This is a genomic window from Kitasatospora sp. NPDC048365 (assembly GCF_043200835.1).
GTDB classification, from domain to species: domain Bacteria; phylum Actinomycetota; class Actinomycetes; order Streptomycetales; family Streptomycetaceae; genus Kitasatospora; species Kitasatospora terrestris.
This window is the reverse complement of record NZ_JBICYJ010000004.1, coordinates 57,282-82,072: the sequence shown is the minus strand read 5'-3', so window position 1 is coordinate 82,072 and position 24,791 is coordinate 57,282. Positions and strand designations below refer to the sequence as shown.

At 72.3% G+C, this 24,791-nt stretch carries 18 protein-coding genes; 6 read left to right on the top strand and 12 right to left on the bottom strand.

The annotated features are described in order from the left end of the window. Window positions 1-179 precede the first annotated feature (179 nt). Genes ACGFX4_RS05155 through ACGFX4_RS05140 form a run of 4 tightly spaced genes read left to right on the top strand, consistent with a single transcriptional unit; the run spans window position 180 to window position 5,043 of the window. On the top strand, window positions 180-962 hold the full coding sequence (locus ACGFX4_RS05155; protein WP_393070401.1) for an ABC transporter ATP-binding protein: 783 nt from the start codon (window positions 180-182) through the stop codon (window positions 960-962). Further along, window positions 959-2,560, top strand: a complete 1,602-nt coding sequence (locus ACGFX4_RS05150) for a transporter (protein WP_393070399.1) — start codon at window positions 959-961, stop codon at window positions 2,558-2,560. Before ACGFX4_RS05155 ends, ACGFX4_RS05150 begins: the two co-directional genes overlap by 4 nt. Before the next feature lie 58 nt (window positions 2,561-2,618). Then, window positions 2,619-3,914: a DUF2786 domain-containing protein gene (locus ACGFX4_RS05145; RefSeq protein WP_393070397.1), complete on the top strand. Its 1,296-nt coding sequence runs from the start codon at window positions 2,619-2,621 to the stop codon at window positions 3,912-3,914. 22 nt (window positions 3,915-3,936) lie between these two features. Beyond that, window positions 3,937-5,043 (top strand): ADP-ribosylglycohydrolase family protein, encoded by a 1,107-nt coding sequence (locus ACGFX4_RS05140; protein ID WP_393070395.1) that lies wholly within the window; start codon window positions 3,937-3,939, stop codon window positions 5,041-5,043. A gap of 13 nt (window positions 5,044-5,056) precedes the next feature. Here the strand turns inward: ACGFX4_RS05140 and ACGFX4_RS05135 are convergent, their stop codons facing one another. Genes ACGFX4_RS05135 through ACGFX4_RS05125 form a run of 3 tightly spaced genes read right to left on the bottom strand, consistent with a single transcriptional unit; the run spans window position 5,057 to window position 8,048 of the window. After that, entirely contained in the window at window positions 5,057-6,055 is a 999-nt protein-coding gene (locus ACGFX4_RS05135) for an ADP-ribosylglycohydrolase family protein (protein WP_393070394.1), read from the bottom strand. A 10-nt stretch (window positions 6,056-6,065) separates the two neighbouring features. After that, on the bottom strand, window positions 6,066-7,280 hold the full coding sequence (locus ACGFX4_RS05130; protein WP_393070392.1) for a cytochrome P450: 1,215 nt from the start codon (window positions 7,278-7,280) through the stop codon (window positions 6,066-6,068). 3 nt (window positions 7,281-7,283) lie between these two features. Continuing rightward, window positions 7,284-8,048: an NAD-dependent deacetylase gene (locus ACGFX4_RS05125; protein ID WP_393070390.1), complete on the bottom strand. Its 765-nt coding sequence runs from the start codon at window positions 8,046-8,048 to the stop codon at window positions 7,284-7,286. Between the two features lie 112 nt (window positions 8,049-8,160). On the opposite strand from ACGFX4_RS05125, the gene ACGFX4_RS05120 reads away from it, so the two are divergent. Together ACGFX4_RS05120 and ACGFX4_RS05115 are read left to right on the top strand one after the other, a co-directional pair. Next, the gene (locus ACGFX4_RS05120; RefSeq protein WP_393070388.1) at window positions 8,161-9,225 is read left to right on the top strand and encodes an ATP-binding protein; all 1,065 of its coding nucleotides are present in this window, start codon (window positions 8,161-8,163) and stop codon (window positions 9,223-9,225) included. Next, window positions 9,222-10,994, top strand: a complete 1,773-nt coding sequence (locus ACGFX4_RS05115; protein WP_393070386.1) for a hypothetical protein — start codon at window positions 9,222-9,224, stop codon at window positions 10,992-10,994. Before ACGFX4_RS05120 ends, ACGFX4_RS05115 begins: the two co-directional genes overlap by 4 nt. On the opposite strand, the gene ACGFX4_RS05110 is transcribed toward ACGFX4_RS05115, so the two are convergent. The 9 genes from ACGFX4_RS05110 to ACGFX4_RS05070 form a co-directional block, all read right to left on the bottom strand. Beyond that, window positions 10,960-11,613 (bottom strand): hypothetical protein, encoded by a 654-nt coding sequence (locus ACGFX4_RS05110; protein WP_393070384.1) that lies wholly within the window; start codon window positions 11,611-11,613, stop codon window positions 10,960-10,962. The genes ACGFX4_RS05115 and ACGFX4_RS05110 overlap by 35 nt on opposite strands. Window positions 11,614-11,719: 106 nt before the next feature. Further along, window positions 11,720-12,427: a response regulator gene (locus ACGFX4_RS05105; protein ID WP_393070382.1), complete on the bottom strand. Its 708-nt coding sequence runs from the start codon at window positions 12,425-12,427 to the stop codon at window positions 11,720-11,722. Window positions 12,428-12,488: 61 nt separating this feature from the next. Next, a complete protein-coding gene (locus tag ACGFX4_RS05100) occupies window positions 12,489-13,655 on the bottom strand; it encodes a sensor histidine kinase (protein ID WP_393070380.1) in 1,167 nt (388 codons plus the stop codon). A 73-nt stretch (window positions 13,656-13,728) separates the two neighbouring features. Next, window positions 13,729-14,391 (bottom strand): DUF4097 family beta strand repeat-containing protein, encoded by a 663-nt coding sequence (locus tag ACGFX4_RS05095; protein ID WP_393070378.1) that lies wholly within the window; start codon window positions 14,389-14,391, stop codon window positions 13,729-13,731. Between the two features lie 177 nt (window positions 14,392-14,568). Beyond that, window positions 14,569-18,462 carry a DNA-directed RNA polymerase subunit beta' gene (locus ACGFX4_RS05090; protein ID WP_393070377.1) on the bottom strand — a complete coding sequence of 1,298 codons (3,894 nt, stop codon included), beginning with the start codon at window positions 18,460-18,462 and terminating at the stop codon, window positions 14,569-14,571. Window positions 18,463-18,565: 103 nt separating this feature from the next. Further along, entirely contained in the window at window positions 18,566-22,042 is a 3,477-nt protein-coding gene (rpoB, locus tag ACGFX4_RS05085; protein ID WP_393070375.1) for a DNA-directed RNA polymerase subunit beta, read from the bottom strand. Between the two features lie 574 nt (window positions 22,043-22,616). Then, complete coding sequence (gene rplL / locus ACGFX4_RS05080; protein ID WP_393070374.1) at window positions 22,617-22,997, bottom strand: 50S ribosomal protein L7/L12; 381 nt, start codon at window positions 22,995-22,997, stop codon at window positions 22,617-22,619. An 89-nt stretch (window positions 22,998-23,086) separates the two neighbouring features. After that, window positions 23,087-23,650, bottom strand: a complete 564-nt coding sequence (rplJ, locus tag ACGFX4_RS05075) for a 50S ribosomal protein L10 (RefSeq protein WP_393070372.1) — start codon at window positions 23,648-23,650, stop codon at window positions 23,087-23,089. Window positions 23,651-23,983: 333 nt separating this feature from the next. Continuing rightward, a complete protein-coding gene (locus ACGFX4_RS05070) occupies window positions 23,984-24,781 on the bottom strand; it encodes a hypothetical protein (protein WP_393070370.1) in 798 nt (265 codons plus the stop codon). Window positions 24,782-24,791: the final 10 nt, after the last annotated feature.

Below are 24,791 nucleotides of genomic sequence, written 5' to 3'. Positions count from 1 at the left end.
GATCCCACTGCCGGCCTCCAGGATGCAGGACGAACGGGGGCCCCGAGTAGTTGCCGACACGCCGGACACAATGTCAGCCCGCCCGTCCCGACCGGCCGATCGGGGGATTCCGCCGTCCGCGGGCGCCCCATAGGGTCGGCTCGACCCCGCCCCGTTACTCCATCGGAGGGAATCCCGCCATGCAGGCGCCCACGCCGCCGCCCGCCGTCTCCGTCCACGACCTGTGGAAGAGCTTCGGCCCGCAGACCGCCGTCGCCGGCCTGACCCTCGACCTGCCGGCCGGCTCGTTCATCGGCCTGGTCGGCCCCAACGGCGCGGGCAAGACCACCACCCTGTCGATGGTCACCGGCCTGCTCCGGCCCGACCGGGGCACGGTGCTGGTGCACGGCGCCGACGTCTGGCAGGACCCGGTCGCGGTCAAGGCGCGGATCGGCATCCTGCCCGAGGGCCTGCGGATGTTCGAGCGGCTCAGCGGCCGCGAGCTGCTGCAGTACAACGGCCGGCTGCGCGGCCTGCCCGGCGCCGAGGTGGACCGGCGGGCCGAGGAGCTGCTGGCCGTCCTCGACCTGGCCGGCTCGGCCGACAAGCTGGTCGCCGACTACTCCACCGGCATGCGCAAGAAGATCGGCCTGGCCGCCGCCCTGCTGCACAACCCGGACGTGCTGTTCCTGGACGAGCCGTTCGAGGGCGTCGACCCGGTCTCCGCGCAGACCATCCGGGGCGTGCTGACCCGGTACGCCGCCTCCGGCTCCACCGTGGTCTTCTCCAGCCACGTGATGGAGCTGGTGGAGTCGCTGTGCGACTGGGTCGCGGTGGTCAACGCCGGCCAGGTGGTGGCCCGCGGGCCGCTGGACGCGGTGCGCGGCGACCGCTCGCTGCACCAGGCCTTCCTGGACCTGGTCGGCGTCCGCGAGGACGGCGGCGGCGAGGCGCTCGGCTGGCTGGGCGGTGCGTCCCGGTGAGCGCCTTCGCCGACGACCGGACCGTGGTGCGGACGCTGGTCCGGCTCAAGCTGCGGCTGCTCTCCAACGGCCTGCGGCGCAGCTCCGAACGGATGGCCGGGTACGTGATCGGCTCGCTGGTCGGGCTGGTCGTGGTGTTCGGGATCTCGGTCGGCCTGTTCCTGCTGCCGGACCGCTCGGCCGCCGACGCGGCGACGGTGCTGGCCGCGGCGCTCACCGTGATGTGGGCGGCGGCGCCGCTGTTCCTGTTCTCCGGGGACGAGAGCGCCGACCCGACCCGGCTGACCATGCTGCCGCTGCGCCCGAGGCCGCTGATGCGCGGCACCCTGCTGGGCGCGCTGATCGGCCCCGGCCCGGTGCTGGCGCTGCTGCTGCTCACCGGCTGCGCGGTGGCCTCGGCCGCCGGCCCGGCGGCGGTGGCCGCGGCGGTGCTCGGGGTGCCGCTGGCCACCGTCACCATGCTGGTGCTCTCCCGCGCGGTGGCCTCGGCCAACGCGCGGATGCTGTCCAGCCGGCGCGGCAAGGACTTCGCGATCTTCGGCGGGCTGCTGTTCGCGGTGCTCACCCAGGTCGGCAACCTGGGCGTGCAGAGCGTGGTCGGCCACCCCGGTTCGCAGGTGGACCTGGCGCCGCTGCGGCCGTACGCGGCGGTGCTGCGCTGGGTGCCGCCGGTCTCCGCCGTGGACTCGGTGCGCAGCGCCGCCGACGGCGCGTACCCGGCGGCCCTCGCGCAGCTGGCGCTGACCGGCGGGCTGCTGGTGCTGCTGGTGCGCTGGTGGCTGCGCAGCCTGGAGACGCTGATGGTCACCACCGACGCGTCCACCCTGGTCGCCACCCGGGGCCGGGGCGGCTCGTGGCTGTGGCGGCTGCTGCCGGCGGGCCGGGCGGGTGCGGCGATGCAGCGTCACCTGCGCTACGCCTGGCGGGAGCCGCGGGCCAAGGCGGCGATCTTCACCAGCATCGGGATGACCGTGGTGTTCACCGCGCTCTCGCTGATCCAGGGCTGGTCCTCGGTGTACGTGCTGGCGCTGGGCGGGCTGATGCTGGGCCTGCAGACGGTCAACCTGTTCGGCATGGACGGCTCGGCGTTCTGGATGGTCGCGCAGACGATCGCCGACGAGCGCGACGCCCGGGCCGAGCTGCGCGGCCGGGCGCTGGCGGTCATGGTGTTCGCGGTGCCCTCGGTGCTGGTGCTGGCGCCGGTCCTCGGCGTGGCCACCGGGCAGTGGGCGGCGCTGCCGTCCGCGCTCGGCCTGACCCTGGGCGCGCTCGGCGTCGGCCTGGGCCTGGGCGGCGTGCTGAGCGTGCGGGCGCCGTACGCGATGCCGGTGGACAGCAGCCCGATGCGCAACGCGGCGCCCGGCCAGTCCGGGCTGGTGCTGCTGAACGGCTTCGGCTCGATGGTCGGTGTGGCGCTGCTGACCCTGCCGCTCGGCGCGCTGCTGGCGGCGCTGCTGCTGGCCGACCTGCCGACCTGGCCGCTGCTGCCGGTGGGCCTCGGCTACGGCGCGCTGCTGGCGGTGCTCGGCGTGCGGTACGCGGCCCGGCTGCTGCCCGGGCGGCTGCCGGAGATCCTGGCGGCCGCGATCGAGCGCTGAGCCGCCGTTCCCCGGGGTGCTGCATCATGGACGGGGATCTGCGGACGGAAGAGGCGACGTGGCGAAGGGCAGCGGTTCGGCGAAGGCCGGGGGCACCGAGGACATCGACGGGCTGCTGGAGCGGGCCGTGCACGAGGCCGTCGCGGCGCGGCCGGAGGCGCTGGACTGGGCGCTGGACGGCGGGGCCTCGCTGCTCGCCGCGTCCGCCGAGCGCTGGCCCGCCGTCAGCCGGGCCCTGCTCGGGTACGCCGAGCGTGCCGTCGGCCGGTGCTGGACGGCCGGCTGGCGGCCCGCCGACCTGGTCCGGGTGGTGCGGCGCGAGCTGGGTGCGGCGCACCTGGCGCTGGCCGTCGACCTGATCGCCGCCGAGGGCCGCCGGCACCCCGCCGCCGCGCTGGACCGGCGCTGGCACGAGCAGCTGCGCGAACTCGCCGTCGAGGTGTGGTGGGAGAGCGACGAGCAGTACCTGGGCGACTTCGCCGAACGGCACCGGCAGGACCGGTTCACGCTCGCCACCACCGCGCTGGAACTGCTGCGCTGCTGGGCGCTGCTGCCCCCGATCAACCCGGTCGGGCCGGTGCCCGGACAGTCCGCGCCCCGGGCGGGCGTGCCGGTCGCCGGCGAGCCGCGGATGCTCGGCCGGATCCGGGCGCTGCTGGCGAAGGCCGAGTCCACCGAGTACCCGGAGGAGGCCGAGGCGCTCAGCGAGAAGGCCCAGCAGCTGATGGCCCAGCACTCCATCGACGAGGCGCTGCTGGCCGCCGGGGCGCCCGCCCCGGACGCGCCGGCCGCGCTGCGGATCGGCATCGACAGCCCGTACGAGGGCCCCAAGGCGATGCTGCTGGACGCGGTGGCGGCGGCGAACCGCTGCAAGGTGGTGTGGGCGAAGGAGTTCGGCTTCTGCACCATCGTCGGCTTCGACGCCGACCTGGACGCGGTCGAGCTGCTGTACACCTCGCTGCTGGTGCAGGCCACCGCCGCGATGAGCCGCGAGGGCGGCCGCAAGCACCGCGACGGCGCCCCGCGCACCAAGGCGTTCCGGCAGTCCTTCCTGATCGCGTACGCTGCGCGGATCCGGGAGCGGCTGACCGCCGCCACCGAGCAGGCGACCTCCGACGCGGCCGCCGGCCGGCGGCTGCGCGAGGACGGCACCGTGGAGCGGGTCGCCGACGCGGAGCGGCTGCTGCCGGTGCTCAAGGCCCGCGAGGAGGCCGTCGAGGACGCGGTCGGGCGGATGTTCCCGAAGCTGGTCTCGCAGCGGGTGCGGGTGAGCGACGGCGAGGGGTGGGCGGCCGGCCGGGCCGCCGCCGACCGGGCCGCGCTGAACGGACGGTCGGGCGCGATCGGGCGCTGACTCTTCAGAAGGGGGTTGTCGGGTGGGGCAGTACGTCGACTACGCGGACCGGGTGCGGGGCTCGCTGCTGGGCGGGTCGCTCGGCGACGCGCTGGGCTGGCCGGTGGAGTTCCTGCGGCTGGACGCGATCCGGGACCGGTTCGGGCCCGCCGGGATCACCTCGCTGCTCCTGCGGGGCGGGGAGGCGGAGGTCACCGACGACACCCAGATGACCCTGTTCACCGCCGAGGGCCTGCTGCGCGGCGGCACGCCCGAGGCCGTCCGCGAGGCGTACGGGCGGTGGTTCCTCACCCAGCGCCTCCCCGGCCCCGAGCGGCAGCCGGACGGCTGGCTGCTCGCCCAGCCGTTCCTGTACGCCTCCCGGGCGCCCGGCAACGCCTGCCTGAGCGGGCTGGCCGGGTACCCGTACCGGCCCGCCGTCGCCTTCGGCACCCCCGGGCCGGTCAACCCGGACTCCAAGGGCTGCGGGACGGTGATGCGCTCGGCGCCGTTCGGGCTGATCGGGCTGGGCACCGGGCCCGCCTTCGAGCTGGCCGCGCGGTGCGCGCAGCAGACCCACGGGCACCCGACCGGATACCTGGCCGCGGGCGCCTTCGCCGCGCTGCTGGAGCGGGTCTGCGCGGGCGTCGAGCCGCGGCGGGCGGTCGAGGAGACCGTCGTCCAGACCGCGGAGTACCCCTCCTCGGAGGAGACCGTGGAGGCGCTGCTGCGGGCGCTGCGGATCGTCGACGAGGGCGCGCCGTCCGCGGAGGCGGTCGAGCGGGTCGGCCTCGGCTGGATCGCCGAGGAGTGCCTGGCGATCGCGGTGTACTGCGCGCTGGCGGGGGCGGACGCGCGGGCCGCGCTGGTCCTGTCGGTCAACCACTCCGGGGACAGCGACTCCGCGGGGGCCGTGTGCGGCAACCTGGTCGGCGCGATGTACGGCACCGCCGGGCTGCCGGCCGACTGGCTCGCCGTGGTCGAGGGCCGCGAGGTCGTCCGCCAGGTCGCCGACGACCTGCTGATCGCCCACACCTACGGCGAGCCGGCCCGCATCGCCGACCGCTACCCGGCGGCCGTCCCGGCCGCCGCCGCCCCGCAGTCGGAGCCCGCCCCGCCCGCCAAGCCCCGCTTCCGCAGCCGCCCCTGACACCGGCCGCGGGTCAGTCCCAGAGGGCGCCGAGGGCGAGGAGTTCGTCGCGGTGCTCGATCCGCTCGACCCAGTCGGCCGGCCAGGCGTCGGCGCCGTGGTGGGCGCCGGCGAAGGCCCCGGCCAGGCAGGCGATCGAGTCGGAGTCGCCGGAGGAGTAGGCGCCGCGGCGGACCGCCGCGACCGGGTCGTCGGGGAACAGCAGGAAGCACAGCAGGGCGGTGGCGAAGGCCTCTTCGGCGATCCACCCCTCGCCGGTGACCTCGCACGGGTCGCCGTCCCGCGCGGGCCTGGCCAGCGCCGCGTCGAGCCGGTCGAGGACGGCCAGGCAGTCGTCCCAGCCGCGGGCGACGAACTCCTCGGCCGAGTGGTCCTGCGCGTGCGCGGCCAGGTCGCCGAGCCAGAACCCGTCGTAGCGGGTGCGGTTGGCGAGGGCGTGCTCGCGCAGCCGGGCGGGCAGCTCGGCCGGTGCGACGCCCTCGGCGAGCCGGCGGACGGTGAACGCGGTGAGTTCACTGGCGGCCAGCGCGGTCGGGTGGCCGTGGGTCAGTCCGGACTGCAGCTGCGCCGCCCCGGCGACCTGGCGGTCGGTCAGCTCGCGGACCAGGCCGAGCGGGGCGACCCGCATGTTGGCGCCGCAGCCCTTGGAGCCGATGTCACTGGCCTCCTGCCAGGGCCGCTCCGGCCTGCTGAGCCGCCAGCAGGACTTCATGCAGGTCATGCCGGGCGCCCGGTTGTTCTCCGGGGAGCGCCACCACTCCACGAACTCCTCGCGCAGCGGCCGCTCCAGGCGCAGCGGGACGAGCGGGCCGGCCGCGAGGGCGGTCTTGAGGGCGCGGGCGAGGGCGAGCGTCATCTGGGTGTCGTCGGTGACCAGCGCCTTCCTGGGGAGCGGGAGTTCGCGCCAGTCGGGGGTGCCCCGGACGAGGTCGTCCCACGGGGTGAACTCGGTGGGCCTGCCGAGGGCGTCGCCGATCGCCAGGCCCAGCATCGCTCCGGTCGCCCGCTTCATGTCCCGCCCCTTACCGGATCTCGACGATCAGTTCCTCCAGGCCGCGGATCACGTAGCCCGGGCGCCAGGCGGGCTCGCTGACCAGCGAGAGCCCGGGGGCCCGGCGCAGCAGTGCGCCGTACGACTCGGTGAGTTCCATTCTGGCGAGCGGCGCGCCCAGGCAGAAGTGGATTCCGGCGCCGAAGGTGATGTGCGGGTTGTCGGCGCGGCCGAGGTCGAGGCGGTCGGGGTCGGCGAAGCGGGCGGGGTCGCGGTTGGCGGAGCCGAAGAGCAGGGCGACCTCCGATCCGCGCGGGATCGTCACGCCGGCCACCTCGATGTCCTCCAGCACCCAGCGTTCGAACATCTGCAGCGGGGTGTCCCAGCGCATCAGTTCCTCGACCGCGGTGGGCAGGAGCGCGTCGACGGAGCCGCGCAGCCGGGCGAGTTCGCCGGGGTTGCGGAAGAGCGCCCACCAGCCGTTGCCGGTGGTGTTGACGGTGGCCTCGTGGCCGGCGTTGAGCAGCAGGACGCAGGTGGAGACCATCTCCTGCTCGCTGAGCACGTCGCCCTCGTCGGCGACCTGGGCGAGCCGGCTGATCAGGTCCTCGCCGGGCGCGGCGCGGCGTTCGCGGATCAGCGCGCGCAGGTAGTCGGAGAACTCGACGCTGGCCCGGACGGCCCGCGCGGCGGTCTCCGGGCTCGGATTGAGTTCGAACATCCCGGTGATGTCGGCGGACCAGGGCCGCAGCAGGTGCCGGTCGGATTCGGGGACGCCGAGCATCTCGGCGATCACCGCGACCGGCAGCGGCTCGGCGACCCGGGCGATCAGGTCGCCGCCGCCGTCCGCCAGCAGCCCGCCGACCAGCTCGTCGGCGAGCTTCGCGACGGTGGGCCGCAGGGACTCGACCATGCGCGGGGTGAAGGCCTTGGAGACCAGCCGGCGGATCCGGGTGTGGTCGGGGGCTTCCAGGTCGAGCAGCCCGTGGTCGTTGAGGGTGTGGAAGGGCTCGTGCGCGGGGTCGGGCGCGGGCCGGCCGAACTCCTCGTGGGTGAAGCGGTGGGTGTAGGTGCGGCCGAGCCGGCGGTCCCGGAGCAGGGCACCGACGTCGGCGTACCGGGAGACCAGCCACTGGCCGCTGGGCTCGTACCAGCTGACCGGTGCGTTCGCCCGCAGGTCGGCGTAGGCGTCGTACGGGTGCGCCACGAACTCGGCCGACCACGGGTCGAACGTACCGGTCGCCATTGATCACTCCCTGCTCGTCGGGGTGCCATCGTAGGCACCCGCGATGATCCTTCCGACCAGGGCGGGCAGCGCGGTGGAGATCGGTCCGCGGATCACCTCGACGGCGTCCGCGTCGTACGGCGTGGGTTCGCCGTTGACGACGATCAGCCGGGCGCCGTGCTCCAGGGCGATCTGCGGCAGCGCGGCCGCCGGATTCACCTGCAGGCTGCTGCCGACCGCCACGAAGAGGTCGCAGGACTGCGCGATGACGTCGGCCTTGTCGATCACGCCGGGGTCGAGCATCTCCCCGAACATCACGGTGCACGGCTTGAGCACGCCGCCGCAGGCCGTGCAGGCCGGGTCGTCCTCGCCGGCGGCGACCCGGGCGAGGGCTTCGTCCATGCCGCTGCGCGCTCCGCAGTCGACGCACTGCACCCGCGTGGCGGTGCCGTGCAGTTCGAGCACCTTGCGGTCGGGCAGTCCGGCCCGCTGGTGCAGGCCGTCGACGTTCTGGGTGAGCACCCGCATCGGCACCCCGGAGCGTTCCAGGTCGACCAGCGCGCGGTGGCCGGCGTTGGGCTCGGCGGCGACCGCGCCGACGTCCCGGCGCATCAGCCAGGACCGGCGGCGCACGTCCGGGTCGGCCAGGTACGGGCCGATGGTGACCAGCTCCTGCGCGCTCGGGTCGCGCTGCCAAAGCCCCTGCGGGCCACGGTAGTCGGGGATGCCGGAGTCGGTGGAGATGCCGGCGCCGGTCATCACGGCGATCAGCGGACGCTTCTGGGTCATGCCCGGACCGTACGGCGACCCGGCCGCCGGACGCCACCGGAAAAACCCGGTGCGGCGGGCGCCCGCCGCGCGCACACTGACCGGGCGTCCCCCCGAACCGAAGGAGCCCCACTTGCAGGGTGCCGTCACCGTGTCGCCGTCCCAGGTACCGGAGTTGCTGCTGGGTCTGGCCACCGTCCGGCCGGTCTTCCTGTGGGGTGCGCCCGGCATCGGGAAGTCCTCGCTGGTCCGGGAGTTCGCCGACTCGCTGGGCCTGGAGTGCGTCAGCCTGATCGGCACCCAGCTGGCGCCGGAGGACCTGATCGGCGTCCCGCAGATCACCGCGGACGGCCGCTCCCGGTTCTGCCCGCCGGAGACGATCGCCCGCGACGAGCCGTACTGCCTCTTCCTGGACGAGCTCAACGCGGCCACGCCGGACGTGCAGAAGGCGTTCTACTCGCTGATCCTGGACCGCCGGATCGGCTCGTACGAGCTGCCGCCCGGCTCGATCGTGATCGGCGCCGGCAACCGGGCGACCGACGGCGCGCTGGCCCGCCCGATGGCGTCCGCGCTGGTCAACCGGCTGGTCCACGTCCACCTGCGGGCCAGCGCCACCGACTGGCTGGGCTGGGCGGCGGGCAGCGGCATCCACCCCTGGGTGGTGGACCACCTCACCGACCGGCCGGACCACCTGTGGTCGGCGCCGCCGAAGTCGGAGGAGCCGTTCTCCACCCCGCGCGCCTGGCACATGCTCTCCGACGCGCTGCACTCCTTCGGCCCGACGCTGGACGAGGACACCCTGAAGGTGGTGGCGCACGGCCTGCTCAGCCCGCCGCACGCGGTGGCGTTCTGCGGCTACGCCAAGATCGTCCGCAACGCGTACGGGCTGGACGCGATCCTCAAGGGCGACGCCCGCTGGCCCAACCGGCTGGAGGACCGCGACCTGCTCTACTACCTGGCCGACGCCTTCCGCGGCCGGCTGGTCAAGGAGCTGCCGGCCCGCAAGGAGCACGTCTCGCCGCAACTGAAGCAGACCGCCTTCCGGGCCAAGTCGCTGCTGGTGCAGCTCGCCGAGATCTCGGTCGAGGTGGCGCAGACCGTGATCGCCGACGGGCCGGACGGCAACCCGGTGCTGCCCTCCTGGTTCCTGATCGAGGCGGCCCGGGACATGCCGCGGCTGGTCGAGGCCCGCCGGTGAAGCCCGCGCCGGCCGCCCGGCCCGACCCGGCGGCCGAGGCGTTCGCGGACGGGGTGGAGCTGCTGCACCGCAACCGGGCCCTCGCCTCGATCGACGCGCAGTTCTGCCGCGACCCCGGCTGCGTCCGGGCCCCCGAGGACGGCTGGGCGGCGGTCGACTCCGCGGGCACCGTCCACGTCAACCTCCGGCGCCGGGCCGAACCCGCCGAGTGGGCCTGGGTGCTGGCGCACTGCCTGCTGCACCTCGGCTTCGGCCACGTGCCGGCCGCCGGCACCCCGCGCCGGGCCGGCGACGCGTACGAGCTGGCCGCGCGCTGCGCGGTGGTCAACCGCTTCCTGGGCTCCTTCGCGGTCGGCCGGGCCCCGTTCCCGCTGCCGGCGACGGCGGCCGGCGACGAGGAGGAGCTGGCCGCCCGCTGGCGCCGCGACGGCCTCCCCCGGATCCCCGGCGCCGCCGGGCCGGGCAGCGACCAACTGCTCGCCCCGTACCACCCGTCCCGGGCCCCCGAGGACTGGACGGTCGGCTTCGCCGCCGCGCTCACCCGGACCATGTCCGCCGCGATGGACGTGGCCGGCGGCCGCCGCGAGGAGCTGACCGGCACCCGGCTGCCCGAGCGGCCGTGGACCCGGGCGCTCAACTGGTTCATCTCCTCCTACCCGCTGCTCGGCGGCATCGCGGCCGGGATGACCCTGGTCGCCGACGCCGAACTCGCCCGCGCCCAGGGCATCTCCGTCGCCGCCGTCAATGCCGCGGCCGGCGAGATCTACCTCAACCCGCTGCGGCACCACAGCGACGAGGAGTGGCGGTTCGTCCTCGGCCACGAGATGCTGCACGCCGCGCTGAAGCACGCCGACCGCTGCGGCGCCCGCGACCCGTACCTGTTCAACGTCGCCGCCGACTACGTGATCAACGGCTGGCTGGTCGAGATGGGCGTCGGCGAGATGCCCGAGGGGCTGCTGCACGACCCGCAGTTGAAGGGCCTGTCGGCGGAGGAGGTCTACGACCGGATCGTCCGCGACCAGCGCCGGCTGCGCCGGCTGGCCACCCTTGCGGGCAAGGGGAAGCCGGACATCCTGGGCGAGCCGCTCGGCACCCCGCGCGACTACGTCGACCTGGACGACTTCTACCGGCGCGGCCTGCAACAGGGCTTCGAGCTGCACCGGCGCGAACGCGGCCTGCTCCCCGCCGGGCTGGTGGAGGAGATCCGCGCGCTCTCCCACCCGCCGCTGCCCTGGGACGCGCAACTGGCCCGCTGGTTCGACGAGTTCGTCCCCTCGCCGATGGCCGTCCGGTCGTACGCCCGGCCCTCGCGCCGGCAGGCGTCCACCCCGGACATCCCGCGGGCCGGGCGCTGGTTCCCGCCCGAGGAGGTGGCCCGCTGCACCTTCGGCGTCGTCCTGGACACCTCCGGGTCGATGGGCCGCACACTGCTCGGCAAGGCGCTCGGCGCGATCGCCTCGTACGCCGCCGCCCGGGACGTTCCGGCGGCCCGGGTGGTGTTCTGCGACGCCGCCCCGCACGACGCCGGCTTCCTGCCGCCGGAGGAGATCGCCGGACGGGTCCGGGTCCGCGGGCGGGGCGGCACCGTGCTGCAGCCCGGCATCGACCTGCTGGAACGGGCCGAGGACTTCCCGCCCGGCGCGCCCGTCCTGGTGATCACCGACGGCGAGTGCGACGTGCTGCGGATCCGGCGCGAGCACGCGTACCTGGTGCCGCAGGGCGCCGGCCTGCCCTTCACGCCGCGCGGGCCGGTGTTCCGGATGCGCTGACCGCGCCCCGGCGGCCGGTGCGGGCCAGCGGGACGAAGGCCGCCAGGTAGAGCACCGCACCGAGCGGGATCAGGTCCAGCGTGGCCGCCGTGACGGCCGTCCCGGCCAGCACCAGCAGCGCGCTCCACCACGGCGCGCGGCGGAGCACCGCGGCGGCGCAGACCAGCGCCAGCAGGCCGACGTAGAACAGCACCGGCCCGACCGAGTAGAACGCGGGCACCACCCCGGCGTGCGACTGGATCCGGTCGAACGCCGCGTGCTGCCCGGCCTTGTCCGCGACCGTCGCGCCCACGTACAGGTCGATGCCGACCTGCCCCAGCGAGGCGGCCAGCCCGAGCAGCGTCACCCCGAACGACGCCCCGACGGCCAGCCGGCCGGGCCGGGTCCGCGGCGCGAGCGAGCGGTACAGGCCGGTGAAGCCGGCCCCCAGCAGCGCCATCGCGGCGAACAGCGCCAGGTGGCCGGTCGTCCAGCCGGCGCCCGGCCCCCGCGACCCGGGCAGCAGCCTGATCCCGCCGTACAGCGCGAGCAGGACGGGGGCGGCGAGCAGGGCACGGCTCCAGGCCGGAACGGGGGCGGTGCCGCGGCCGGGGGCGGCACTGCGGGCGGGCTGGTCCATCGCTGAACTCCTTCTCGGGTGCGGTGACTTCGCTGTTCAGCGTGCCGCCGCCGCAGGCCCTTGCGGATCGCCGGTGCGGGCGATTCCCGCCGCTCCCCCGCGCGAGCTAGGGGACTTCCCGGAAGGGTTCTCCCTCACCCGCGACCACCGCGCCCGCCTCGTACGCGAAGACCACCGCGTGCACCCGGTCGCGCAGTCGCAACTTCGCCAGCACATTGCTGACATGGGTCTTCACGGTGTGCTCGCTGACCACCAGCTCGGCGGCGATCTCGGCGTTGGACAGCCCGCGGGCGAGCAGCCGCAGGGTCTCCGCCTCACGGCTCGTCAGCTGCTCCAGCAGCCGGGAGGGCGTCCGCGACGGCTGGCCCGGCCCGGCCCCCGGCAGGCCCCGGCGGGCGGTGAACTCGCCGATCAGCCGCCGGGTGACCGACGGCGCGAGCAGCGCCTCGCCGGAGGCCACCATCCGCACCCCGTGGGCCAGGTCGTCGCGCCGGACGTCCTTCAGCAGGAAGCCGCTGGCCCCCGCGTACAGCGCGTCGTAGACGTAGTCGTCGATGTCGAAGGTGGTCAGCATGATCACCTTGCAGTCGGGGAACTCCGCGCAGACCCGCCGGGCCGCCTCCAGCCCGTCCATCACCGGCATCCGGACGTCCAGCAGCAGCACGTCCGGGGCGTGCGTCCGGACCGCCTCGACCGCTTCCAGGCCGTCGGCGGCCTCGGCCACCACCTCGATGTCCGGCTGGGCGTCCAGGATCATTCCGAACCCGGCCCGCACCAGCTCCTGGTCGTCCGCGACGACCACCCGAATCGGCACCGCACTCCACCTCTCCCGTAACCGCGTGCCGCACCCTGGGCACGCGCTTCCCTGCCCCGCGCTACGCCGCCAGCGGCAGCCGGGCCTCGACCACGAAGCCGCGGCCCTGCGGCCCGGGGCCGGCGGTGGCGGTACCGCCGCAGGCCGCCGCCCGCTCGCGGATCGACACCAGCCCGCGGCCGCCGGACCAGCCGCCCACCCGCTCCGGGCCGGCCGCCGGCGCCGGGCCGCGGCCGTCGTCCGCGACCTCGACCGCCAGCGCGCCGCCCGCCCGGGCGATCCGGACGGTGACGTGCGCCGCGTCCGCGTGCTTGACCACGTTGGTCAGCGCCTCCTGCACGATCCGGTACGCGGCGGCCTGCACGTCCGCCGGGCCGCAGTCCTCGATCCGCGCGTCCACCCGGACACCGGAGGCCCGGACCCGCTCGACCACCGCCGGGAGTTCGGCCAGCCGGGGCTGCGGGGCCAGCTGCGGGCCGGCCCCCTCCTCCTTCAGCACCCCGAGCACCCGCCGCAGCTGCACCATCGCGTCCCGGCCCGAGTCGGCGATGGTGTCGAAGGTCCGCACCGCCCGGTCGGGATCGCTGCGGACCACCAGCGGCCCGGCCTCCGCCTGGATCACCATCAGCGAGACGGCGTGCGCCAGGATGTCGTGCATCTCCCGGGCGATCCTGGCCCGCTCCTCGGCGACCGCGCGGGCCGCGTCGCTGGCCGCCCGCAGCCCGACCTGGTGCGCCCGCTCCGCCTCCGCCCGGGCCAGCCGGCGCAGCTTGCGCACCAGGGTGCCGAAGACGAACGCGCCGACCGAGACCATCAGGCTGAACAGGGCGCCGTTGAACGAGCGGGTGCCGACGATGTTGCCCACCACCAGGCCGACCAGTACCAGCCAGCGCTGCCAGTCCCGGCCGCGGTCGGCCAGCGTGTAGGCGGCGACCACCACCACGACCTGCACCTGCGGCATCACGCTGTGCGCGACCACCGACAGCACCGAGGACGGCACGATGCACGCCACCAGCACGCCGAACGGGTGCCGCCGGCGCCACGGCAGCGCGAAGGCGGTGGAGGCGGCCAGCAGGTACACCCACCACGGCCAGTCCTCGACGTCCTGGTAGACCGCCCAGAGCGAGACGCCGATCGAGAACAGCGCCAGCAGGGTGTCCAGCACGTACGGGTTCAACCCGGCGAGCCGGGCCATCAGCCACGCGCGGGCGCGCGCCGTCCGTTCCATCTCCGCCCCTCCCCCGGGTCCCCGCCCCCGATGATGCCGTATCAGCGGGGCGTCCGCGGTACCCGAGTCCGACTCACGCACCGCTGACCGTCACGTCCCCGGCCCCGGTCCGGGCGCTGATCCGCCGCTCCGCGCCGGCCGACCGCGCCAGGTCGACCCGCACGTCCCCCGCCCCGCTGTCCGCGTCCACCGCGTAGGGCTGCCCGCCGGGGACCACCACCCGGACGTCACCGGTCGAGCTGGACGCCGTCACCTCCCGCGGCGCCGCCCGGAACGACGCCACCACGTCACCTGTGCCGCTCTCCAGCCGCACGGACGCCGGGCCCAGGCCGCTCGCCTCCACACTGCCGGTGCCGGTCTGCGCGTCCACCGCCCCGGCCAGCCCGCTGACCCGCACGTCGCCGGTGGAGCTGCTCAGCCGCACCACGGTGCCCTCCGGCACCCGGACCCGGTAGTCCACCGAGCAGTCCCCGCAGCTGTACGACAGGGTCAGCGTGCCGTCCTCCACCCGGTGCCGGGTCTGCGGCGCCGCACCCCGGTACTCCTGCCGCTCGGTCACGCTCACCGCGTCCCCGCCGCCCACCACCTCGATGTCGCCGGTGGACCCCTCCACCACCAGCACCCGCACCGGCTGGTCCACCCCGTACGCCACGTCCTGCCGGGTCTCCCCGACCGAGCACCCGGTCAGCGCCAGCGCCACCACCGGCAGCCCCGCCCACACCGTCGCACGCCGCATCGCCACTCCCCTCCACCGGCCCGGCCGACCCGGAGCCAACACACCGAGCCTCCCGCGCCCACCCCCCGCGGCGGATCCCCCGCCCGACCCATCTCCGCTCCTCCCCCGTACGACGGAAACGCCGCAGGGCGGCCACCCCGTGTGGGGTGACCGCCCTGCGGTTCAGGAGCGTCCGACTCAGCCGGTGTACGGGCCGTAGTCGTAGTCGTCCAGCGGGACCGCCTGGCCGGAGCCGGCGCCGAAGGGCGACAGGTCGTAGTCGTCGTAGCCGACGGCCGAGTACATGGCGGCCTTGGCCTCCTCGGTCGGCTCGACCCGGATGTTGCGGTAGCGGGGCAGACCCGTACCGGCCGGGATGAGCTTACCGAGGATGACGTTCTCCTTGAGGCCCAGCAGCGGGTCCGACTTGGCGTGGATCGCCGCGTCGGTGAGGACCCGGGTCGTCTCCTGGAAGGAGGCGGCCGACAGCCAGGACTCGGTGGCCAGCGAGGCCTTGGTGATACCCATCAGCTGCGGACGGCCGGAGGCGGGGTGACCGCCCTCGGAGACCACGCGACGGTTCTCGGTCTCGAAGCGGCCGCGCTCGACGAGCTCGCCCGGGAGCAGCTCGGCGTCGCCCGACTCGATGATCGTCACGCGGCGGAGCATCTGCCGGATGATGATCTCGATGTGCTTGTCGTGGATCGACACACCCTGCGAGTTGTAGACCTTCTGGACCTCGGCCACCAGGTGGATCTGGACGGCACGCTGGCCCATGATGCGCAGGACGTCGTGCGGGTTGGTCGCACCGACGGTCAGCTTCTGGCCGACCTCGACCGCCTCGCCCTCGCTGACGAGCAGCTTGACGCGCTTGGAGACCGGGTAGGCGATCTCCTCGGCACCGTCGTCGGGGGTGACGACGAGCTTGCGGGTCTTCTCGGTGTCCTCGATGCGGACACGGCCCTGGGCCTCCGAGATCGGGGCCACACCCTTGGGGGTACGGGCCTCGAAGAGCTCGACGACACGGGGCAGACCCTGGGTGATGTCGTCACCGGCCACACCACCGGTGTGGAAGGTACGCATGGTGAGCTGGGTGCCGGGCTCACCGATGGACTGGGCGGCGATGATGCCGACCGCCTCACCGATGTCGACCAGCTTGCCGGTGGCCAGCGAGCGGCCGTAGCAGAAGGCACAGGTGCCGACCGCGGACTCGCAGGTGAGGATCGAGCGGGTCTTGACCTCGCTGATGTCGTGGCGGATCAGCTCGTCGATCAGCACGTCACCGAGGTCGGTGTTGGCGGTGGCAAGGAGCTTGCCGTCCACCGTGATGTCCTCGGCCAGCATGCGGGCGTAGACGCTGGTCTCGACGTCGTCGGCCTTGCGCAGCACGCCGTCGGCGCCCACGGAGCCGATCGACAGCTTGAGGCCGCGCTCGGTGCCGCAGTCCTCCTCGCGAATGATGACGTCCTGGGAGACGTCGACCAGACGACGGGTGAGGTAGCCGGAGTCGGCGGTACGCAGGGCGGTGTCGGCGAGACCCTTACGGGCACCGTGGGTGGAGATGAAGTACTCCAGCACGGAGAGACCCTCACGGAACGACGCCTTGATGGGGCGCGCGATGGTCTCGTTCTTCGCGTTGGACACCAGACCACGCATACCGGCGATCTGACGCATCTGCATCATGTTTCCGCGAGCACCCGAGTCGACCATCATGAAGATGGGGTTGGTCTTCGGGAAGTTCGCGGCCATGGCCTCGGCGACCTCGTTGGTCGCGCGGGTCCAGATGCCGATGAGCTCGGACTTGCGCTCGTTGTCCGTGATCAGACCGCGCTCGTACTGGCGCTGGACCTTCTCGGCCTGTGCCTCGTAGCCCTCGAGGATCGCGGGCTTGCTCGGCGGGACGATGACGTCCGAGATCGAGACGGTGACACCGGAACGGGTCGACCAGTGGAAGCCGGCGGCCTTCAGGTTGTCGAGCGCCGCGGCGACGACGACCTTGGGGTACCGCTCGGCCAGGTCGTTGACGATGGCCGAGAGCTGCTTCTTGCCGACCTCGTAGTCGACGAACGGGTAGTCCTCGGGCAGCAGCTCGTTGAAGAGCGCGCGGCCCAGGGTGGTGGTGATGCGGAAGGGCTCACCCTCGAACCAGGTCGGCTGCCCGTCCTCGTCGACCGGGGAGACCCAGCCGCGCGGCGGCACGGTGCCGGCGGGCATCCGCAGGTCGATCTGGGCCTGGACGTCCAGCTCGCGGGCGTCGAAGGCCATGATCGCCTCGGCGGTGGAGGAGAAGGAGCGGCCACCGCCCTTGACCTCCTCGCGGTCCGAGGTGAGGAAGAACAGACCGAGCACCATGTCCTGGGTCGGCATGGTGACGGGGCGACCGTCGGCCGGCTTCAGGATGTTGTTCGAGGACAGCATCAGGATGCGGGCCTCGGCCTGCGCCTCCGCGGAGAGCGGCAGGTGGACGGCCATCTGGTCACCGTCGAAGTCCGCGTTGAACGCGGTGCAGACGAGCGGGTGGATCTGGATGGCCTTGCCCTCGACCAGCTGCGGCTCGAAGGCCTGGATGCCGAGGCGGTGCAGGGTGGGCGCACGGTTCAGCAGGACCGGGTGCTCGGCGATGACCTCTTCGAGGACGTCCCACACGACCGGACGGGCGCGCTCGACCATGCGCTTGGCCGACTTGATGTTCTGCGCGTGGTTCAGGTCGACCAGGCGCTTCATCACGAACGGCTTGAAGAGCTCCAGCGCCATGGCCTTGGGCAGACCGCACTGGTGCAGCTTGAGCTGCGGGCCGACGACGATGACCGAACGGGCCGAGTAGTCGACGCGCTTGCCGAGCAGGTTCTGACGGAAACGACCCTGCTTGCCCTTGAGCATGTCGGACAGCGACTTCAGCGGACGGTTGCCGGGGCCCGTGACCGGGCGACCACGACGGCCGTTGTCGAAGAGCGCGTCGACGGCCTCCTGGAGCATGCGCTTCTCGTTGTTCACGATGATCTCGGGGGCACCGAGGTCGAGGAGGCGCTTCAGGCGGTTGTTGCGGTTGATCACGCGGCGGTACAGGTCGTTCAGGTCGGAGGTCGCGAAGCGGCCACCGTCCAGCTGCACCATCGGACGCAGGTCCGGCGGGATCACCGGGACGCAGTCCAGCACCATGCCCTTGGGCTTGTTGCTGGTCTGCAGGAACGCGGTGACGACCTTGAGGCGCTTGAGCGCACGGGTCTTCTTCTGGCCCTTGCCGGTGCGGATGATCTCGCGCAGGCGCTCGGACTCCTCGGCGAGGTCGAAGCTCTCCAGGCGGTCCTTGAGCGCGGCGGCGCCCATGGAGCCCGAGAAGTACGTGCCGAAACGGTCACGCAGCTCGCGGTAGAGGAGCTCGTCGCCCTCGAGGTCCTGGACCTTGAGGTTCTTGAAGCGCGCCCAGACCTCGTCCAGGCGGTCGATCTCGCGCTGGGTGCGGTCGCGGAGCTGCTTCATCTCGCGCTCGGCGCCCTCGCGGACCTTGCGGCGGACGTCGGCCTTGGCGCCCTCGGCCTCGAGCTCGGCCAGGTCGGTCTCGGCCTTCTTGGCACGGGCCTCGAGGTCGGCGTCGCGGCGGTTCTCGATCTGCTGGCGCTCGACCGAGATGTGCGCCTCGAGGGACGACAGGTCGCGCTGACGGCGCTCGTCGTCCACCCAGGTGATCATGTAGGCGGCGAAGTAGATGACCTTCTCGAGGTCCTTCGGCGCCAGGTCGAGCAGGTAGCCCAGGCGGGACGGGACACCCTTGAAGTACCAGATGTGGGTGACCGGGGCGGCCAGCTCGATGTGGCCCATCCGCTCGCGGCGGACCTTGGCGCGAGTGACCTCGACGCCGCAGCGCTCGCAGATGATGCCCTTGAAGCGGACGCGCTTGTACTTACCGCAGTAGCACTCCCAGTCCCGGGTCGGGCCGAAGATCTTCTCGCAGAAGAGGCCGTCCTTTTCGGGCTTCAGGGTGCGGTAGTTGATGGTCTCCGGCTTCTTGACCTCGCCGTGGGACCACTGGCGGATGTCGTCGGCGGTGGCCAGGCCGATGCGGAGCTCGTCGAAGAAGTTGACGTCAAGCACTGGTCGTCAAGCCCTCTTTCGTGAATCGAGAGTCTGTCTGTTGGTCTGAGGGGGGCCTGGGGGCTGGGCCGGCTCTCAGGGGTGAGAGCCGGCCCGGCCTCCGTCAGACCTCTTCGACGCTGCTCGGCTCGCGCCGGGACAGGTCAATGCCGAGCTCCTCGGCGGCGCGGAACACGTCTTCGTCGGAGTCACGCATCTCGATGGACTGGCCGTCCGAGGACAGCACCTCCACGTTGAGGCAGAGCGACTGCATTTCCTTGATGAGGACCTTGAAGGACTCGGGAATGCCGGGCTCGGGGATGTTCTCGCCCTTGACGATGGCCTCGTAGACCTTGACGCGGCCGAGGACGTCGTCGGACTTGATGGTGAGCAGCTCCTGCAGCGCGTACGCAGCGCCGTACGCCTCCAGGGCCCACACCTCCATCTCACCGAAGCGCTGACCACCGAACTGCGCCTTACCACCGAGCGGCTGCTGGGTGATCATCGAGTACGGGCCGGTCGAACGGGCGTGCAGCTTGTCGTCGACCAGGTGGTGCAGCTTGAGGATGTACATGTAGCCGACCGAGACCGGCATCGGGAACGGCTCGCCGGAGCGGCCGTCGAACAGCCGGGCCTTGCCGGTGGAGTTCACCAGGCGGTCACCGTCACGGGTGAGCGTGGTGTTGTCCAGCATGCCAGTGATCTCGTCCTCGCGGGCGCCGTCGAAGACCGGGGTGGCGAGGTTGGTGCCGCCCTCGACCTGGTCGGCGCCGATCGCCTGCAGGCGCTGGGCCCACTCGTCGGCGAGGCCGGAGACGTCCCAGCCCTGCTTGGCGAGCCAGCCGAGGTGGATCTCCAGGACCTGTCCCGGGTTCATTCGGGACGGGACACCCAGCGGGTTGAGGATGATGTCGACCGGGGTGCCGTCCTCCAGGAACGGCATGTCCTCGACCGGCAGGATCTTGGAGATGACGCCCTTGTTGCCGTGACGGCCGGCGAGCTTGTCACCGTTGGTGATCTTGCGCTTCTGGGCGACGTAGACGCGGACCAGCTGGTTCACGCCCGGGGGAAGCTCGTCCCCCTCCTCGCGGTCGAAGACGCGGACGCCGATGACCTTGCCGGACTCACCGTGCGGCACCTTCAGCGAGGTGTCGCGGACCTCGCGCGCCTTCTCACCGAAGATCGCGCGGAGCAGGCGCTCCTCGGGGGTCAGCTCTGTCTCACCCTTCGGGGTGACCTTGCCGACCAGGATGTCGCCGGTGACGACGTCGGCGCCGATCCGGATGATGCCGCGCTCGTCGAGGTCGGCGAGGACCTCCTCGGAGACGTTCGGGATGTCCCGGGTGATCTCCTCGGGGCCCAGCTTGGTGTCACGGGCGTCGACCTCGTGCTCCTCGATGTGGATCGAGGAGAGGACGTCGTCCTGGACGAGGCGCTGCGACAGGATGATCGCGTCCTCGTAGTTGTGGCCCTCCCACGACATGAACGCCACGAGGAGGTTCTTGCCGAGGGCCATCTCGCCCTCGTCGGTGCAGGGGCCGTCGGCCAGCACCTGGTTGACCTCGACGCGGGAGCCCTCGTCGACGAGCACCTTCTGGTTGAAGGAGGTGCCCTGGTTGGAGCGGGTGAACTTGGCGGCACGGTACGTGGTGTAGGTGCCGTCGTCGTTCGCCACGGTGATGTAGTCGGCCGAGACCTCCTGCACCACACCGGCCTTGTCGGCGGTGATCACGTCGCCGGCGTCGACCGCGCAGCGGTACTCCATGCCGGTGCCGACCAGCGGGGCCTCGCTCTTCAGCAGCGGCACCGCCTGGCGCATCATGTTCGAGCCCATGAGCGCGCGGTTGGCGTCGTCGTGCTCGAGGAAGGGGATCATGGCGGTCGCGACCGACACCATCTGGCGCGGCGAGACGTCCATGTAGTCGATCTCGGTGCCCGGGATGTAGTCGATCTCGCCGCCGCGGCGGCGGACCAGGACGCGGGGCTCCGCGAAGTGCAGGTCGTTCGTCAGCGGGGCGTTGGCCTGCGCGATGACGTAACGGTCCTCCTCGTCGGCGGTGAGGTAGTCCACCTGCTCGGTGACCACACCGTCGACGACCTTGCGGTACGGGGTCTCGATGAAGCCGAACGCGTTGACCCGGCCGTAGGAGGCGAGCGAGCCGATCAGACCGATGTTCGGGCCTTCGGGGGTCTCGATCGGACACATGCGGCCGTAGTGCGAGGGGTGCACGTCTCGGACCTCGAAGCCGGCCCGCTCACGGGACAGACCACCGGGGCCGAGCGCGGACAGACGACGCTTGTGGGTCAGGCCCGACAGCGGGTTCGTCTGGTCCATGAACTGCGACAGCTGGCTGGTGCCGAAGAACTCCTTGATGGAGGCGACGACCGGCCGGATGTTGATCAGGGTCTGCGGCGTGATCGCCTCGACGTCCTGGGTGGTCATGCGCTCGCGCACGACGCGCTCCATACGGGCGAGACCCGTACGGACCTGGTTCTGGATCAGCTCGCCGACGTTGCGGAGACGACGGTTGCCGAAGTGGTCGATGTCGTCGACCTCGATGACGATGTCGCGACCGTCCCCGTCGCGCCACTCGGTCTCGCCGGCGTGCAGCTTCACCAGGTACTTGATCGCGCCGATGATGTCCGGCTCGGTGAGCACGCCGGAGTCCAGGGACTCGGCGTTGCCCAGCTTGCGGTTCACCTTGTAGCGGCCGACCTTCGCGAGGTCGTAGCGCTTCGGGTTGAAGTACAGGTTCTCCAGCAGCGTCTGCGCGGCCTCACGCGTGGGCGGCTCGCCCGGGCGCAGCTTGCGGTAGATGTCGAGGAGGGCGTCGTCCTGACCCTGGGTGTGGTCCTTCTCCAGGGTGGCGCGCATCGACTCGTACTCGCCGAACTCCTCGAGAATCATCTCGTTGGTCCAGCCGAGGGCCTTGAGCAGCACGGTGACCGACTGCTTGCGCTTGCGGTCGATGCGGACACCGACCATGTCGCGCTTGTCGATCTCCATCTCCAGCCAGGCACCACGCGAGGGGATGACCTTGCAGGAGTAGATGTCCTTGTCGGACACCTTGTCCAGGGTGGAGTCGAAGTAGACGCCGGGGGAGCGCACCAGCTGAGACACGACGACACGCTCGGTGCCGTTGATGACGAAGGTGCCCTTGTTGGTCATGAGCGGGAAGTCGCCCATGAAGACCGTCTGGGACTTGATCTCACCGGTCTCGTTGTTGGTGAACTCCGCGGTGACGAAGAGCGGGGCCGCGTAGGTGAAGTCGCGGTCCTTGCACTCGTCGATGGAGTTCTTCGGCGGCTCGAAACGGTGGTCGCGGAAGGTCAGCGACATCGACCCGCTGAAGTCCTCGATCGGGGAGATCTCCTCGAAGATCTCCTCCAGACCAGAGGTCGTGGGGACGTCCTGACCACTCTCCAGCGCCTCCTCGACCCGGGACTTCCAGGCCGCGTTGCCGAGCAGCCAGTCAAAGCTCTCGGTCTGCAGGGCGAGGAGGTTCGGGACCTCGAGGGGCTCCTTGATCTTCGCGAACGAGACGCGGAGCGGGGCGGTGGATGCGGCGGAATTGTTCGAGGCGTTGCGCGGCGCGGCCAAGAGGGGGGTCCTTCCGAGGGCTCGGAGCTCACTACGCGCATACCGGCCGGACCTTAGCCAAGGGCTAAAACCCCAGGTCAGGACTGGGACTACTCCGGGCGACGAGTCACGGAGCAGCTAACAGGCAGCGCAAAGGGACAGTGTAGCCAAAGGCGACACTGTTGACAAGCCCTGATTCGGAGACCGAATCGGACGCTCCTCCCGTACAACCGACAGCCCGGGCTACCCCGGGCCACCGCACTCACAACGAGTCACTGGACAAGTTCCCAGTGCCGCCACCGAATATGCATCCGGCGCCGTTTCGCTTTGGGCACGCGCCACGAGAATCGCGCGCCGCGTGCTGTTCGTCAAGGCCCGCACCAGGGTGTGGACCTCGCACTGCTCATCGCTCGGACCTCGACCGGCGTTACACCGGCCGTGCCCACGGGGGCTCTCCGACGACAGCGATCACCATACTCGCCCCCACTGACAGTGGCGGAGCCCACGATCGGCCGCCGGAGACGAAGCAGGCCGGGCCGGCCACCCCGAAGGGTGACCGGCCCGGCCCGTGAGCCCTCTCAGAGAGGGCGAGGAGTCACTTGACGGTGACCTTGGCGCCAGCGCCCTCGAGCTGGGCCTTGGCCTTCTCGGCAACGTCCTTGGCGACCTTCTCGAGAACCTTCGCACCGGCGGTGTCGACGAGGTCCTTGGCCTCCTTCAGGCCGAGGGAGGTGAGGGCGCGCACCTCCTTGATGACCTGGATCTTCTTGTCGCCGGCACCGTCGAGGATGACGTCGAACTCGTCCTGCTCCTCAACGGCCTCGGTCACGGCGGCCGGGCCGGCCGGGCCGGCGGCCACGGCGACGGCGGCGGTGACGTCGAACTTCTCCTCGAAGGCCTTCACGAACTCGGAGAGCTCGATGAGGGTCATCTCCTCGAACTGCGCGAGCAGGTCGTCCTGGGACAGCTTCGCCATGATGGCGTCCTTCCACTAAATCGGCAGGTGGTGCCGGATGTACGGATTGGCGGGCGCACGGGCCCGCAGCGAGGCGTCAGCCTGCGGAATTACTCCGCGGCCTCGTCCTCGGCGGCGGGAGCCGGCGTACCGGCACCGCCCTCCTCGACCTTGACGCGGAGGGCCTCCACGGTCCGGACGAGCTTCGACGGCAGGGCCTGGAAGAGCGCGGCAGCCTGGGACTGCTTGCCCTTGAAAGCACCGGCCAGCTTGGAGAGCAGAACCTCGCGGGACTCGAGGTCCGCGAGCTTCTTGATCTCGTCAGCGGTCAGCGCCTTGCCGTCAAGGACACCGCCCTTGATGATCAGGGCGGGGTTTTCCTTGGCGAAGTCACGCAGAGCCTTCGCCGACTCCACCGGGTCACCGGTGACGAAGGCGACAGCCGTCGGACCCGCGAACAGGTCGTCGAGCGAAGAGATCCCGGCCTCGTTGGCCGCAATCTTGGTCAGCGTGTTCTTCACCACGGCGTACTGGGCGTTCTCACCCAGCGAGCGACGCAGGGTCTTGACCTGCTTCACCGAGAGACCGCGGTACTCGGTCAGCACGGCCGCGTTCGAGCCACGGAAAAGCTCCGTGATCTCGGCGACGGCAGCAGCCTTGTCGGGCCTGGCCATAGGCTTACGCCTCCTTCCGTGATGTCGAAGTCCGGCCGACCTTCGAGAAGTCGACCATTCGGGGGCCGCTGACCGCGAGCAAACGAAAAAGGCCCCATGCGCAGGGCGCACGGGGCTCGGCAGACCTCGACAGCCCCGAAGGGCCGGAAATCAGAAGCACCAGACACACCTGCGCGGGCCGCCCGCGCAAGCGCGGGACCTTCGGTGCCAGCCCCCTTGCGGGCGCATGGCGACAACCAGCGGTCTTTGGCAGTCACCACGGTACCCGGCCGACCGCGCAGGACAAAATCCGTCCTCCACGGGGGTCGGCCGCGGGCCCGGCTACGGGGCCGGCTACGGGGCTGGCGGGAGGCTGCGGTCGCCCTCGTCGGCGGTGTCCGCCTCGGCCGGGGCCTGGACCGAGAGCGGCCCGGCGTACTCGGTGTACCCGATCAGGTCGACCCCGCCGCCGGAGGAGCGGCGGATCTGCACCGGCTGGTCCTTGTCGTTCAGCCACAGGTCCAGCACCACCGGGGCGCTGCCGAGCGCCTGCTCCAGGGCCTGCCGGCGGGCGGGGCCGAGCTGGGTCTGCGCCGCCGCGTAGCGGTCCGCGCCGACGGTCACCCGGTAGTGCTCGACCGTGGAGTCCTGCAGCTTCTCCTCGCCGACCAGCTCGGGGTCGTCGGCGGCGGCCGCCGCGGTGGCGGCGACCAGCGGGTTGAGCCGGTCGATCAGCCCGGCGTACGGGACCTCCCGGTCGCCGGCGTACTTCTCCCAGTGCCGCCCGCCGAGCCGGGTCGCGGTCTCCTGGTCGCCGCCCAGGTAGGCGGAGGTGTCCAGCACGATCAGCTGCCGGGTGCCACCCTCCGGCTTCAGCTGGAGCACCGTCTTGGGCGCCCAGAAGAGCATCCCGCGGGCCCGCTCCCCGCCGAGCGAGGAGCGGAACTCGACCCGGCGGGCGTCGTGCGCGGCGAGCTGCGCGGCCAGCAGCACGCCGTGCGGGGAGCGGTCGGTGGGGGTGGCCGGCCCGGTGCTTGGCGGCGCGCTGCTGGGGGCGGTGGGCTTGCCGGCCCCGTTCCCGCCCCCGCAGCCGGCGGCCAGCGCCGAGGCGAGCAGCACGACTGCCGCCGCCCGCCACCGCCGTGCCGCCATGCCTCGTCCT

What these genes read in the sequence shown, in the direction of transcription:
- ACGFX4_RS05135 (WP_393070394.1), bottom strand. Translation starts at nt 6,055, where the DNA reads ATGAAGCGGGCGACCGGAGCGATGCTGGGCCTGGCGATCGGCGACGCC.
- rplL (WP_393070374.1), bottom strand. Translation starts at nt 22,997, where the DNA reads ATGGCGAAGCTGTCCCAGGACGACCTGCTCGCGCAGTTCGAGGAGATG.
- ACGFX4_RS05130 (WP_393070392.1), bottom strand. Translation starts at nt 7,280, where the DNA reads ATGGCGACCGGTACGTTCGACCCGTGGTCGGCCGAGTTCGTGGCGCAC.
- ACGFX4_RS05100 (WP_393070380.1), bottom strand. Translation starts at nt 13,655, where the DNA reads ATGGAACGGACGGCGCGCGCCCGCGCGTGGCTGATGGCCCGGCTCGCC.
- ACGFX4_RS05110 (WP_393070384.1), bottom strand. Translation starts at nt 11,613, where the DNA reads ATGGACCAGCCCGCCCGCAGTGCCGCCCCCGGCCGCGGCACCGCCCCC.
- ACGFX4_RS05125 (WP_393070390.1), bottom strand. Translation starts at nt 8,048, where the DNA reads ATGACCCAGAAGCGTCCGCTGATCGCCGTGATGACCGGCGCCGGCATC.
- rplJ (WP_393070372.1), bottom strand. Translation starts at nt 23,650, where the DNA reads ATGGCCAGGCCCGACAAGGCTGCTGCCGTCGCCGAGATCACGGAGCTT.
- ACGFX4_RS05070 (WP_393070370.1), bottom strand. Translation starts at nt 24,781, where the DNA reads ATGGCGGCACGGCGGTGGCGGGCGGCGGCAGTCGTGCTGCTCGCCTCG.
- ACGFX4_RS05155 (WP_393070401.1), top strand. Translation starts at nt 180, where the DNA reads ATGCAGGCGCCCACGCCGCCGCCCGCCGTCTCCGTCCACGACCTGTGG.
- ACGFX4_RS05095 (WP_393070378.1), bottom strand. Translation starts at nt 14,391, where the DNA reads ATGCGGCGTGCGACGGTGTGGGCGGGGCTGCCGGTGGTGGCGCTGGCG.